A 14295-nucleotide genomic window follows, 5' to 3' on the forward strand; every position below is an offset into this window, starting at 1 on the left:
TTTAGATAACGGAAGATCAGGAAAAATCTGATTGAAACTTATCTCCCAACCGAATTTTCGTAGGGAACACGGTTTACCAGCGAACGCCCCAACGTAATCTCGTCGGTATATTCCAGTTCGTCGCCAATGGAAACACCGCGGGCCAGGGTGGAAAGTCGCACTTCATATTCCTTCAACTTTCGGTAAATATAAAAGTTGGTGGTATCGCCTTCCATGGTAGTCGATAAGGCAAGAATAACTTCGATTACTTCTCCCGACGCGACACGTTTTACCAGCGAGTCTATTTCCAGATCAGCAGGGCCAATTCCGTCCATGGGCGAAATGATGCCGCCAAGAACATGATACAAACCGTTAAATTGCTGCGTGTTTTCGATCGACATTACATCGCGGATGTTTTCCACCACACAAATTACGCTCGCGTTGCGCGAAGGATTGCTGCAAATCTGGCACAAATCGGTATCCGAAATGTTATGACAAACCTTGCAGTGTTTGATTTCGTCGCGCAATTGAATGAGGCTGTTTCCAAAAGCATGCACCTGTTCGGTGTCTTGCCGAAGCAAATGCAGAACCAGGCGTAACGCACTCTTTCGACCGATGCCGGGCAGTTTGGAAAATTCATTTACCGCATTTTCCAGTAAGCGCGAAGGATATTTATCGATGTTCATGTGTCAAAAATAGAGTGAAAAGTATAATTTTTGGAAATTTAGCTCGATAAATTTTGTGTATCTTTTGTGGTCAAAAAAAACAGAAACAATGAAAACGCTTTTCCTGACTCTTGCAATGCTGTCTGCATTTATTGTTGCATTCGGACAAAACTATACTTCAGCACAAAAAAGGGGTGAAGGGCAAAGTGAAGATTACAGCCCTTCAAAAGTTTATTATGGTGGCGGATTGAATCTGACTTTCGGAAGCATTACCGAAGTGGGTATTTCTCCGCTGGTTGGTTATAAAGCAACTCCACAGTTTTCGGTGGGCAGCCAGTTAACCTATCAGTATTTCAGATACGATCGTGCCGGTTACGACTATAGTGCAACCAATTACGGAGGCAGCCTGTTTTCGCGCTACCGTTTTGTTCCACAACTTTACGGTCATGTTGAATTCTCGATGATGAATTACGAATTTCAAAGCGTTTACACTGGAAGCAATCGCGACTGGGTGCCGTTTTTATTTGTTGGCGGTGGTTTTAGCCAGCCCATATCGAAGAATACCTGGATAAATGCACAGTTGCTGTTTGACGTTATCCAGGACGAGAATTCTCCGTTTGAAGATTGGGAACCGTTTTATACCATTGGGATCGGCGTTGGTTTTTAAGTCTCTTTTTCCATCGATTGTGCATCAATCACAGCAATGGCCGTCATGTTAATGATTTCCCTGACAGAACTGTCGCGTTGCAAAATATGAATGGGTTTTTTCATTCCCATCAAAATAGGGCCAAGTGCTTCGCATGGTCCGATGGACTGAAGAATTTTGTATGTAATGTTTCCTGAACTCAGGTTGGGGAAAATGAGTGTATTTGCATCTGCATCGCCCAGCTTATTAAACGGATAACGCGCATAGCGCAGTTTGCCATTTAGTGCATAATTGGCCTGAAGTTCACCGTCAACGATCAGGTCGGGATATTTGTCATGAAGAATTTTTACTGCTTCTTTTACCCGTACCGGACTTCCTTCGCCTTTGAAAGCACCAAAATTGGAATAGGAGAGTAGTGCAATTTTAGGCTCGATGGTAAACCGCCGTACTTCCCAGGCTGTTAAAACCGTGGTGTCGGCCAATACCTGTGCTGACGGATTCATATTAACCGTGGTATCTGACAAGAACAGTGGGCCCCGCCTGGTCAGCATGATATACATACCGGCAATGTGGTTAAAATCTTCGCGTACGCCAACCACTTGCAGGGCGGGACGGATGGTGTTTGAATAAGTACGGGAAAAACCTGAAATAAAAGCGTCAGCTTCACCTGTTTCAACCATCATTGGGCCAAAGTAATCGCGGTTGTACATATTTTCCAGCGCCTCTTCGTAAGTCATTCCTTTGCGTTTGCGTTTTTCATAGAGAATCTTCGCATACTGCTGGCGTTTCTCTTCACTTACTGAATTTTGCAAATCAATGATTGGAACATTGTCAATTTCGAGTTGGTTCTCTTTGATAAGCGCCTTTATTTTTGCTTCATTGCCGATCAAAATAGGTTGGGCTATACCATCGCGTATAACTGATTGGACTGCTTTTAAAATGCGAAAATTGTTCGCTTCTGCAAATACCACCCTTTTCGGATTTTGTCTGGCTTTGTTTCGGATAGCCATGATCAGTTTATTGTCGAGTCCTAACCGATTGATGAGTTCCTGCTTATAAGCCGTCCAGTTTTTGATGGGTTTCCGGGCTACACCCGATTCCATGGCAGCGTTTGCAACTGCCATCGATACCGTGGTGATCAAACGTGGATCGAGAGGTTTGGGAATAATATAGTCTTTCCCGAAAGTAATGTTTTGCTGGTTGTAAGCTTTCGCCACCATTTCAGGGACAAAATCTTTCGCCAGTTTGGCCAGCGCTCTGGCTGCAGCAATTTTCATTTCTTCGTTGATAGTGGTGGCGCGTACATCAAGCGCTCCCCTGAAAATAAAAGGAAATCCCAGTACATTGTTGATTTGGTTGGGGTAATCGCTTCGCCCGGTAGCCATAATTATGTCGTTGCGCGCCGCGGTGGCGTCTTCGTAAGATATTTCGGGATTGGGGTTGGCCATGGCAAAAACAATCGGATTGGCTGCCATCGATTTTATCATCTTTTTCGAAACCACGTCGGCCACTGAAAGCCCCAGAAAAACATCGGCACCTTGCATGGCTTCCTCTAAAGAATTCAGATCACGGTCGGTAACAAATTGTTGCTTGATAGGATTCAGATCGGTTCGTTGCCGGTTGATGACACCTCTGCTGTCCACCATCACAACATTTTCGCGTTTTACGCCTAAACTGATGTACAATTTAATACAGGAAATAGCTGCCGCTCCGGCTCCGCTTACTACTACTTTGATGGTGTCAATCTTTTTGTGGGTAATTTCCAACGCATTGAGCAAACCTGCTGATGAGATTATTGCAGTACCATGCTGATCGTCATGAAAAACAGGAATATTTAGTTCTTTTTTGAGGGTTTCTTCAATCTCGAAACATTCCGGAGCTTTAATATCTTCGAGGTTGATTCCTCCAAAAGTTGGAGAAATGGCTTTTACCACTTCAATCAGCTTTTGCGGATTTTTCTCATTTACTTCAATGTCGAATACATCCACATCGGCAAAAATCTTAAAAAGCAAGCCCTTTCCTTCCATTACGGGTTTGCCGGCTTCGGGGCCGATGTCGCCCAGTCCAAGTACCGCAGTTCCGTTAGAAACAACTGCGACGAGGTTGCCTTTGGCAGTATATTTATACACATTGTCGGTTTTTTTCTTGATCTCAAGGCAAGGTTGAGCAACTCCGGGAGTATAAGCCAGCGATAAATCGTATTGGGTACTGTGTGGTTTTGTCGGGATAACTTCGATTTTTCCCGGACGGTCTTTTTGATGGTAGTTGAGTGCATCAATTTTACGCAGTTTCGCCATGACTAGTGAATTATGGTTTCTATTAAATTTACTGAAAATCAAGCGGAGAGGATATGTTATTCGTCAGCTAAAAAGCTGTTGTTTAACAAGAAGTAAGCATCGTTGTTTGATCATTGCAGGCCGGCTGGTTATATTCCGATACATCTGGATTTATTCAAGGCTTAAAATTTTCTTATGGATTGAACGGAAGACGTGTTGGGTATTCTGCCAGGATAACCTGATTTTCATATTGGAATCAAAAGAAAGACAACCTAAATTTTATAGATTTGCAGATAAACGTAAATATTACACGTTTTCCTAAATAAACGAACATGAAAGCTAAATCAATCCGAACCTTACTTGTTGACTTTTCCCCATTCTTCTTTTTATTGCTTTTTCTTTCATCCGGATGTCAAACACAGGAGCCGGTAAAAAAATACAATCATAGTTTTAAACCCGGTGAAATATGGGTAGATTCCGATAGTGTGCACATAAACGCCCACGGCGGAGGTATTTTGATAGTTAACGATACCTATTATTGGTTTGGCGAACACAAAACAGAGGGGAAACGTGGAAATTCTGCGCAGGTGGGCGTACAATGCTATTCATCGAAAGACTTGTACAACTGGAAAAACGAAGGGGTTGCTTTGGCTGTTTCTGAGGACCCTAATTCCGATATTGTAAAAGGTTGTGTGCTTGAACGTCCGAAAGTAATTTACAATGCAGTTAACCAAAAGTTCGTAATGTATTTTCATCTCGAATTAAAAGGAAAGGGATATAGTGCAGCCCGTGTTGGAATAGCAGTGAGTGATGAGGTAACCGGGCCTTATAATTTTATTCGATCGTTGCGCCCCAATGCCGGACAGTGGCCGGTAGATATGACAGTGGAACAAAGAACAAGTACTGTTGCACTTGCTGATTTTCCGGAATGGTGGACAGAAGAATGGATGAAAGCAGTACACGACGGTTTGTTTATTCGCCGCGATTTTGAAGGAGGGCAAATGTCACGCGATATGACTTTGTATGTCGACGATGACGGAAAAGCCTATCACATTTTTGCTTCCGAAGAAAATCTGACGCTTCACATTGCAGAACTGACAGATGACTACCTCGATTACACCGGGAAATATATTCGTGTTGCTCCGGGTGGACACAATGAAGCGCCTGCCATTTTTAAAAAGGACGGAGTCTATTATATGATTACCTCAGGTTGTACCGGTTGGGCGCCAAACGCTGCTCGTTTGCATACTGCCGAATCGATTTGGGGACCCTGGACCGAACATCCGAATCCATGCGTGGGAGACGATTCTGATTTAACCTTTCATTCACAGAGTACTTACATCCTACCGGTATCGGGGAAAAATAATGCGTTCATTTTTATGGCCGACCGATGGAATCCCTCGAATGCCATCGATGGCCGGTATGTGTGGCTGCCCATTCAGTTCGAAAACGGGCTTCCGGTTCTGAAGTGGCTCGACGAATGGACATTGGATGTTTTTGATGATCTAAAGAATTAAACAATATCGGGTTGATCTTTCTAACTTAATCTGCAAAATCAAATCTAAATGAAACAGATCACTCTGGTATTGTTGCTGATTGTATTGCTGTTTTCACAAAAAGTGAAGGCAAACGAACCTGATTCAGCATATCTATTTTCCTATACAACATTGAAGAACAATGGTCATAACGGTTTGCATTATGCCTGGAGTGTTGATCGAAAAAACTGGCAGGGAATCGGTTCTGAATTTCGTTTTCTGTTTTGTGATTTCGGAACCTGGGGATCGCAGAAACGAATGTTAGATACTTTCTTGTTTCAGGATCAGCAGGGAACATGGCATGCAATCTGGAGTTTGAACGAGGAAGTGGGGCAGTTTGCTCATGCGGAAACCGACGATTTGTACACCTGGGAACCTCAGTCGTACCCCGAAGTGATGACCGATGGAAATGTGATGCTGCCGGAGGTTTCATTCCGGATAAACGATAAAAACTATTTAATTACCTGGCTGAGTGATATCGGTGGAATTCAGAAAATATTTAAAACCACTACCATTGATTTTAAAACCTATTCACCAAAGGTTGCTGGATCGGAAAAAGACCGGATAAATGCCCGCGAAGAAGTTTTGGTTGACGGAGAAAAGCAGTTGGGAGTAATTTCAAAGGTATCATGGTCCGTGATCGACGGCCTGATAAAATTTTACGAGTTGTCGAAATTTCGTGAGATTCAACGTTCCGAACGTTTGACCGATGATGCCGAGCGTTTTACCGATTTAAAAGATTTGAAAGCTGAAATAACCGTTGATCCCGAAAACAGTAAGGCAATCAGTGATCTGCTGATCGGAGTTTTTTTTGAAGACATTAACTACGCGGCTGATGGCGGTTTGTATGCCGAGCTTATTCAGAACCGTGGTTTTGAATACAATCCGGCCGATACCAAATTCCGTGATCGTAACTGGAACAGCAAAAAAGCGTGGAGCTTTACCGGGAGTGAATCAGGATTTACAATCGACACATTGGCACCCGTGCATCCCAATCAAAAACATTATGCAGTTTTGAATATTACCAATGAAGGTGAAGCGCTTGAAAACGAAGGTTTTGATGGCATTCAGTTAAACGCCGGCGACAAGTATAATTTTTCGGTTTTCGCAAAAGGGTTGAATGGTGTTAAAGGAAAGTTGCTGATTCGCCTGGTAGATGAAAACGGTAAAATTTATGCCGAAGCCAGCACTAAACCGGTTGGCACTGAGTGGAAAAAACAGGAACTGGTTTTAACGGCAAATGAAAGTATTGGAAATGCAAGATTGCAGGTCGTTCCGCAGTTTACAGGTAAGGTCGCACTCGACATGATTTCGCTTTTCCCGCAGCAAACTTTTAAAGGCCGAAAAAATGGTTTGCGACCCGATCTGGCGCAGGCAATTGCCGATCTTCATCCGCGCTTTGTGCGTTTCCCGGGAGGATGTGTTTCGCATGGCGACGGTCTTGATAATATTTACCGCTGGAAAAACACCATCGGCCCGTTGGAGAGCCGGAAGCCGGATCGGAACATCTGGAATTATCATCAATCGATGGGATTGGGGTATTTCGAATATTTTCAGTTTTGTGAAGACATTGGCGCTGAACCATTGCCGGTAATTGCCGCAGGAGTTCCCTGCCAAAATTCGTCAACCGGAGGACATGGACAGCAAGGAGGAATCCCGATGTGCGACATGGATCAGTATGTACAGGATATTCTTGATTTGATTGAATGGGCCAATGGCGACAAAAGTACGAAGTGGGGAAAACTGCGTGCCGAAGCCGGCCATCCCGAACCTTTCAACCTGAAATATGTGGGTATTGGAAACGAAGATTTGATCACCGACATTTTTGAAGAGCGTTTCACAATGATCTTCAATGCGATAAAAGAAAAGTACCCTGAAATTATCGTGATCGGCACAGTTGGACCGTTCTCGGAAGGAACCGATTACCGGGTTGGATGGGAAATTGCTACCAAACTACAGGTGCCACTGGTGGACGAACATTACTATCAGCCGCCGGGTTGGTATTTAAATAACCAGGACTTTTACGATCGTTACGACCGCTCAAAACCCAAAGTGTACCTAGGTGAATACGCCACTCACATTCCCGGTCGCCGCTTAAACATGGAAACAGCACTTTGCGATGCGCTTCACCTGATAAATGTGGAACGCAATGCCGATGTGGTAAGTATGACCTCGTACGCGCCTTTGCTGGCCAAACACGAACATACGCAGTGGAATCCGGATCTCATTTATTTCAATAACTCTGAAGTGTTTTTGACCACCGATTATTACGTGCAGAAATTGTTCGGACAGAATAGTGGAGATGAATATTTTGCTTCGTCGATCTGGCTGTCAACTCAGAATGAGGAAGTAAAAAAACGGGTTGCCTCATCAGTTGTTTACGACAGTAAAACAGACGAATATATTCTAAAACTGGCAAACCTGCTTCCTGTAAAAATAAGTTCAAAAATCAATCTGGCTGATCTTCCTGTGATTGAGGGAGAAGCTGAGTTGATCACATTTCAGGGAGAGGTTAATGATGAAAAAGCAAAGCCTGAAGCAAGGACAGTTTCAGTCTCTTCCAATTTTGAAGTTGATTTGCCGGCTTATTCTTTTTCTGTAATCAGAATGAAGTCTGAATGAGTTTTACAAGATTAAAGCTGCAGAAATTTGTAATACATATAAAACGATATAATGATGAAAAAAATAGCAATTCTGATAATTGTATTGGCGTGGTTTCAGCCTGTTTGTGCGCAGAGGAGTTTTGTAGTAGATGCGGGAAAAATTGGAGCTAAAATTCAGCCCGATATGTACGGGGTGTTTTTTGAAGACATCAACTTTGGTGCCGACGGCGGTTTATACGCCGAACTAATCAAAAACCGTTCATTCGAATTTGACCAGCCGTTTGTGGGCTGGATACCGTTTGGCGATGTAAAAGTAATGGATGAAGATCCTTGTTTCGATCGGAATCCGCGCTATGTGCGATTAAATGAAAAAGGCCTTCGCAGAGGAACGGGTTTGGAAAATGTTGGTTTCACAGGGATTGGTTTTAAACAAAACGATACTTACCGGTTTTCGTTTTACGGCCGCTCGCTGGATGGCGCGGAAAAGAAATTCAGAATTGAGCTGATCAGCAATAACAACACGATTGGAAAAGGAAATCTTTCAGTTGCGGGTTCTGACTGGAAAAAGTACGAGTGTACAATTAAAGCGGGTGAAACTTCTTTAAAAGGAAAAATCCGGCTGGTACTGGAAACTGCCGGCGAAGTGGATCTCGATCATATTTCACTTTTTCCGACTGAAACCTGGAAAAACCGCGAAAATGGTTTGCGAAAAGATTTGGTGGAAGCGCTTTATGATCTGAATCCCGGAGTATTTCGCTTTCCCGGTGGTTGTATCATCGAAGGTAACACGCTCGAAACCCGTTACCAGTGGAAGAACAGTGTTGGCCCGGTTGAAAACCGTCCGTTAAATGAAAACCGCTGGAACTACACTTTTAAACATCGTTTTTTCCCTGATTATTACCAAAGTTACGGACTGGGTTTTTACGAGTTCTTTTTGTTGAGCGAAGATTTGGGTGCTGAGCCGCTTCCCGTAGTAAGTTGCGGACTGGCTTGTCAGTACGAAAGTACAGAATGTGTAGCTGTTGGTGATTTGCAACCTTACATCGACGATGCAGTGGATCTAATAGAATTTGCCAACGGCCCGGCCGATTCGGAATGGGGGAAAGTGCGTGCGGAAATGGGACATCCGGAACCTTTTCATCTGAAATATTTAGCCGTTGGAAACGAACAGTGGGGCGAAGGATACGTGGAACGTTTGATTCCGTTTATGGAAGCCATCCGGGGAAAATATCCTGAAATTAAAATAGTGGGAACGGCAGGTCCAACTCCTGAAGGTGAAAATTTTGACTACCTGTGGCCCAAAATGAAGGAGCTAAAAGTGGATCTGGTGGATGAACATTATTACCGCAGCCCCGAATGGTTCCTGGAAAATGCTGAACGTTACGACAGCTACGACCGGAACGGCCCAAAAGTATTTGCCGGAGAATATGCGGCACATCCTAAAAGTAGAGACAACAACGTAGCCGGAGCAATCGCTGAAGCTGCTTTTATGACCGGTTTGGAGCGAAATGCCGATGTTGTTCAGCTGGCTACCTATGCACCCTTGTTTGCCCATGTGGATGCCTGGCAGTGGAAACCTGATATGATCTGGTTTGATAACCTGAATGTAGTTCGGACACCCAATTATTATGTGCAGCAAATGTACGCGCAGAACGTTGGTACAAACGTACTTTCAATTTTACAGGATGGAAATATCATATCAGGAGCAGATGGTTTGTATGCTTCGTCCTGTATTGATAAAAATACCTCTGAAATTATTGTGAAAGTGGTGAATGCTTCGGCTGATGTTCAGGATATAAATATTAATCTGACTGGTTTGAAAGGAACAGTGAAAAACGGTGAAGTGCTGATAACCTGTCTGCATTCAAACGTGCCCGAAGCCGTGAATACTTTGGAAGCGCCCAACTCGGTGGTACCGACTCATACATCTATTCATACAAACGGAAACGAATTTCAGCTTAAAGCACAGGGAAATGCCTTTTATGTTTGCAAACTAAAAATTCAACCTAAAAAATAGCAGATCATGATAGTTCGAGCGATTGTAAAAAGAGTTTTTTCTTTTTTCTTTTTGACGATAATGGGAGCCTTTCTTCTGGCCGGTTGCAGTAAGCCAGAAAATATGGAAGGCTATCTGTTCGCGTACTTTACCGGAAACGGACCCGGGCAGGAAGCCATCCGTTTTGCAATCAGTACCGACGGTTATCACTACCGGGCGCTGAATGACAATCAGCCGGTATTGGATTCTAAGGAGATAAGCACTTCTGGTGGTGTTCGCGATCCACATATTTTGCGCGGCGCCGATGGCAAAAACTTTTATATGGTAGCCACCGATTTGTACGTTCCTGAACAGGGCTGGAACAATTATGCGATGATCCTGATGAAATCGACCGACCTGATTAACTGGCAAACATCGGTAGTAAATATTCCGGAGACTTATCCTGATCAATTTGGAAAAGTAGATCGTGTTTGGGCACCGCAAACCATTTACGATGAAACTACCGGGAAATACATGGTTTACTTCTCGATGCGCAGTGGCGATGGCACCCCCGACATTATTTACTATGCTTTTGCCAACAAGGATTTTACGGCGCTTGAAGCCGCTCCAAAACAGTTGTATTTTCCACCTGCTGATAGTAACACCAAAGCTTGCATCGATGGTGACATTATTTCCTTTAACGGCAAGTTTTATCTGTTTCACAAAGCGGAAGACGGTGATCCCGGGATTAAACTAGCTATTTCGGATAAACTTACCGAAGGCTATCAGCTGGTAAGCGACAAACGCGTGGATTGCGAAAGAAATCGTGTGGAAGGAAGCGGTGTTTTCAAACTGAATAGTTCGGAGGATTACATTCTGATGTACGATGTGTACACCAACGGTCGCTATCAGTTCACCAAAAGTTCTGACCTGGAACATTTTGAGGTGATCGATGAAGACATTTCCATGAATTTTCATCCTCGGCACGGAACGGTAATGCCAATTACAGGAAAGGAATTAAAACGTTTGGTGGATAAATGGGGAAGTTTTGATGATCCGTTCGTTGACATTACTTCGCCGCAATTAAAGAAACTGAACGTTGATATAAAAGGGAAAGAAAGAACAATGCATTTGCCGGTTAAACGGGGAACCGATCTTAAGAATTTTGATCCCGCATTTAAATGTTGGACAGGTTTTTCTGTTAGTCCGCTTGGACCACAGGATTTCTCCAACGGAGCGGTGGCTTATACTTTTTCGATTGAAGGAAAGGGCGATGCTGTTTACCAGGTAACTTCTGCCGAAGATCAAAATCCGGTGTTGGAAGGCTATTATGCCGACCCGGATATTTTGTATTCCGAAAAAACAGGGAAATATTACATCTATCCAACCAGCGATGGTTTTGATGGCTGGTCGGGGTATTATTTCAAGGTATTTTCTTCGGATAACTTGGTTGACTGGACAGATGAGGGAATCATTCTTGATCTGCATAAAGATGTGAGCTGGGCAGACCGGAATGCCTGGGCTCCGTGTATCGTTGAAAAGAAAATTAACGGTGAATACAAATATTTCTATTATTTCACCGCGGCTCAGAAAATCGGTGTGGCTGTGGCTGATAATCCAACCGGACCGTTTGTTGACAGCGGAAAAGCGCTGATCGACTGGAAACCCAAAGGCATCAACCGTGGTCAGGAAATTGATCCGGATGTATTTACCGATCCAAAAACAAATAAAAGTTACCTCTATTGGGGAAATGGTTACATGGCCGGTGCTGAGTTGAATGACGATATGGTTTCACTCAATATGAAAACCTTTAAAACGTTCAACGTTGACGGCACTTTCAGGGAAGGAACGTATGTGATTTATCGGAATGGCACCTATTATTTTATGTGGTCGGAAGATGATACCCGCAGTCCGAATTACAAAGTGCGTTATGCCACAAGCGATTCGCCGATGGGTAAACTGACGATTCCTGAAAACAACATCGTTATTCAGCGTGATCCGGAGACCAATATTTTTGCAACCGGACACAATTCAGCCATTCAGGTTCCCGGAAAAGATGAATGGTACCTGGTTTATCATCGCTTCACCTATCCCAAGGGAGTAGATATGCCACGCGGCTCCGGTGGTTTTCATCGCGAAGTTTGCATCGACAAAATGGAGTTTGATGAAAACGGAAATATTCTGGAGGTGAAACCAACTTTTAAAGGAATTGAGCCGGTGAACTAGTTACATTTTGCAAATACAATAATTTATTTCAACAGGGTTGTCGTTTTAAGACAGCCTTTTTTACATAATTTGTGATAATATCCTGTTGGTTAGCCCCATTATATTGGTAAATATTGTTATTTTCAACCTCTACAACGACTTGTGGAATCTTCCCCTGGATGACCGGTCGGTTTATTGGGACGCAAATAATCAAAAAAGATAGCGGCTAGAGTCCAATTTTCATCTTCAAGGTTTTCTCAATTCTGTTTCGAATTGGACTTTCATGCCGCTTTTCTTTTAACAAATCTAAGGACTTATAATTTATCTGTTGCTATAGGGGCTGCATAAGATTTACAATGATTCAGTACAACAAAAAAAAAACTCCCCAGCTCTCTGAGGAGTTTTAAAGCTGTCAATGAAATTAGTTCATTTAACAAGCTAAACCACTTCATTGACCAGACGAAATAAAAATAGTTTAATTCAACAAGAAGTTTTTTTCGCGTTTAATGACAGAAAACCAGAGTAAGGCCAGTCATCTCGAAATAAGGATGGTTTTGATAAGTAGAAATTATGTTTGAGGGAAATAAAAAAGGGAGGTCAATTGCCTCCCTTAAATTTCTTTGCCTGTAGTGTATTGTTACGACACTGCGTCAGCCAATTCAGCACCAGCTTTGAATTTAACTACCTTTTTAGCAGGAATTGTAATTTCTTTACCAGTTTGTGGGTTTCTACCTGTTCTGGCACCACGTTCAGAGATAGATAATGAGCCAAATCCAACGAGAGCAACTCTGTCACCGCCTTTAAGAGCGTCAGTTGTTGCATCGATAAAAGCGTCTAGTGCTTTTTTTGCGTCGGCTTTGCTAAGGCCTGCTTTTTCGGCCATTGCGTCAATTAATTGTGCTTTATTCATAAGGCAAAATTTAAAATAATTAATTAAGTGATTGAAAATAAAGTATTTAGTTATTTTAGTTAATTCTTATTTAAATCTTATTGTTTTCTGAGATATTGATATCGGTACGTCCAAACATCAGTAAAATCAATACTTTCAGAGCGCTTTAACTAAAGCTTAGCTAAATTCAGAAATAAGTTTTAAAAAACCAAACTATAAAACCCTTTTTTTTTTCTGCGTTTTCATAAAAATTAGACAAAAAACTTTTTGCGGTTTAAAAAATTAATCTACTTTTGCACCGCATCCGGAGAGATGGCAGAGTGGTCGATTGCGGCGGTCTTGAAAACCGTTGTACCGAGAGGTACCGGGGGTTCGAATCCCTCTCTCTCCGCAGAAAAATCCACCGGAATTACGGTGGATTTTTTATTTGACATAGTGTAAGTAACTTTTTACCTAAAGCAAATTTTCTGCGTAAGATCGGTGTTGAGAATCTTTCAATTTACAAAGATATTTTAGCAGGCAGTTTAGGTAATTTGGAATGAATGATTATATTTGCAGACGCTTAACAAAAGCGATGTTCTTTAATAAAAACACACGGGTGTAGCTCAGTTGGTAGAGCACTGGTCTCCAAAACCAGGTGTCGGGAGTTCGAGTCTCTCCTCCCGTGCAAAAGCGAGGTTATATAGCCTCGCTTTTTTTGTTTTCGGGAGTTTATCTTTTTTTTTATTCTAACTCTTTGATGTAATTTCATCCCAAAATAGCCAAAATGCGGATTGACGTTTTTATCCCTTGTTTTATCGATCAGTTTTATCCTGATACAGCCTGGAACTTTATAAAAGTTCTTGAAAAAGCGGGTTGCGAAGTAAAATATAATCCGGAGCAGACCTGTTGCGGACAGCCGGCATTTAACAGCGGTTATTGGGAAGAAGCCAGAACGGTAGCCGGGAAGTTTCTCAACGATTTTGATGAAGCAGAGATTGTGGTGGCACCTTCAGCTTCCTGTACCGGATTTATTCGGAATTATTATCATAAACTTTTTGCTGAAGACGAAATTCAGCTGGAGAAATCAAAGACAATTAAAAAGCGAATCTTTGAATTCTCTGACTTTATGATCAACAGATTGCGGGTTTCTGAATTTGGAGCAGCGTTTCATCACAAAGTCACCTTCCATGATTCCTGTGCAGGTTTGCGGGAGTATGGCATAAAATCGGAACCGCGGCAATTACTGGAAAAAGTGAAAGGATTGGAGTTGCTTGAAATGGAGAACCAGGAAACCTGCTGTGGTTTTGGAGGAACATTTGCCGCCAAATTCCATCATATTTCTTCGGCAATGACCGAGCAAAAAGTAGAGAATGCGTTAAAAACGGGCGCGGAATATATTGTATCTACCGAAGCTTCGTGTTTGATGAATATGGAAGCTTATATCCGGAAACAGAAGCTGCCCATCAAAATCATTCATTTGGTTGATGTACTGGCCACAGGCTGGTAAAATCACTATTTTTTACACATAGATGCACCTGTT

The 14295-nt window shown here is 42.7% G+C and carries 9 protein-coding genes, 2 tRNA genes and 1 pseudogene; 8 read left to right on the forward strand and 4 right to left on the reverse strand.

The annotated features are described in order from the left end of the window. Positions 1–38: 38 nt before the first annotated feature. Positions 39–665: a recombination mediator RecR gene (recR, locus tag MR764_RS09790; RefSeq protein ID WP_247979236.1), complete on the reverse strand. Its 627-nt coding sequence runs from the start codon at positions 663–665 to the stop codon at positions 39–41. An 88-nt stretch (positions 666–753) separates the two neighbouring features. Here recR and MR764_RS09795 point away from each other — a divergent pair, with 88 nt between their 5' ends. Continuing rightward, complete coding sequence (locus MR764_RS09795) at positions 754–1311, forward strand: hypothetical protein (protein ID WP_247979237.1); 558 nt, start codon at positions 754–756, stop codon at positions 1309–1311. Here the strand turns inward: MR764_RS09795 and MR764_RS20365 are convergent. Continuing rightward, positions 1308–2300: a phosphate acyltransferase gene (locus MR764_RS20365; RefSeq protein WP_348773077.1), complete on the reverse strand. Its 993-nt coding sequence runs from the start codon at positions 2298–2300 to the stop codon at positions 1308–1310. The two genes, MR764_RS09795 and MR764_RS20365, sit on opposite strands and share 4 nt — an antisense overlap. A gap of 63 nt (positions 2301–2363) precedes the next feature. Then, positions 2364–3587 (reverse strand): annotated as a pseudogene (locus tag MR764_RS20370) (malic enzyme-like NAD(P)-binding protein); the annotation flags it as partial. 311 nt (positions 3588–3898) lie between these two features. Here MR764_RS20370 and MR764_RS09805 point away from each other — a divergent pair. From MR764_RS09805 to MR764_RS09820, 4 genes are read left to right on the forward strand one after another with little or no spacing between them, the layout of a single operon-like run. After that, positions 3899–5083: a glycoside hydrolase family 43 protein gene (locus MR764_RS09805; protein ID WP_247979239.1), complete on the forward strand. Its 1185-nt coding sequence runs from the start codon at positions 3899–3901 to the stop codon at positions 5081–5083. A 48-nt stretch (positions 5084–5131) separates the two neighbouring features. After that, the gene (locus MR764_RS09810) at positions 5132–7723 is read left to right on the forward strand and encodes an alpha-L-arabinofuranosidase C-terminal domain-containing protein (RefSeq protein ID WP_247979240.1); all 2592 of its coding nucleotides are present in this window, start codon (positions 5132–5134) and stop codon (positions 7721–7723) included. Positions 7724–7777: 54 nt separating this feature from the next. Next, a complete protein-coding gene (locus MR764_RS09815; RefSeq protein WP_247979241.1) occupies positions 7778–9721 on the forward strand; it encodes an alpha-L-arabinofuranosidase C-terminal domain-containing protein in 1944 nt (647 codons plus the stop codon). A gap of 6 nt (positions 9722–9727) precedes the next feature. Further along, positions 9728–11905 carry a family 43 glycosylhydrolase gene (locus MR764_RS09820; RefSeq protein WP_247979242.1) on the forward strand — a complete coding sequence of 726 codons (2178 nt, stop codon included), beginning with the start codon at positions 9728–9730 and terminating at the stop codon, positions 11903–11905. 616 nt (positions 11906–12521) lie between these two features. Here the strand turns inward: MR764_RS09820 and MR764_RS09825 are convergent. Next, positions 12522–12794 (reverse strand): HU family DNA-binding protein, encoded by a 273-nt coding sequence (locus MR764_RS09825; RefSeq protein ID WP_119440295.1) that lies wholly within the window; start codon positions 12792–12794, stop codon positions 12522–12524. A 285-nt stretch (positions 12795–13079) separates the two neighbouring features. On the opposite strand from MR764_RS09825, the gene MR764_RS09830 reads away from it, so the two are divergent. The 3 genes from MR764_RS09830 to MR764_RS09840 all read left to right on the forward strand — a co-directional run bounded on the left by MR764_RS09830 (position 13080) and on the right by MR764_RS09840 (position 14262). Next, a tRNA-Ser gene (locus MR764_RS09830) sits at positions 13080–13164 on the forward strand. Positions 13165–13367: 203 nt separating this feature from the next. Further along, positions 13368–13440, forward strand: a tRNA-Trp gene (locus MR764_RS09835). Between the two features lie 99 nt (positions 13441–13539). Further along, positions 13540–14262, forward strand: a complete 723-nt coding sequence (locus tag MR764_RS09840; protein ID WP_247979243.1) for a (Fe-S)-binding protein — start codon at positions 13540–13542, stop codon at positions 14260–14262. Positions 14263–14295: the final 33 nt, after the last annotated feature.

This window comes from Maribellus sp. YY47 (assembly GCF_023111095.1).
In the GTDB taxonomy this organism is placed as follows: domain Bacteria; phylum Bacteroidota; class Bacteroidia; order Bacteroidales; family Prolixibacteraceae; genus Draconibacterium.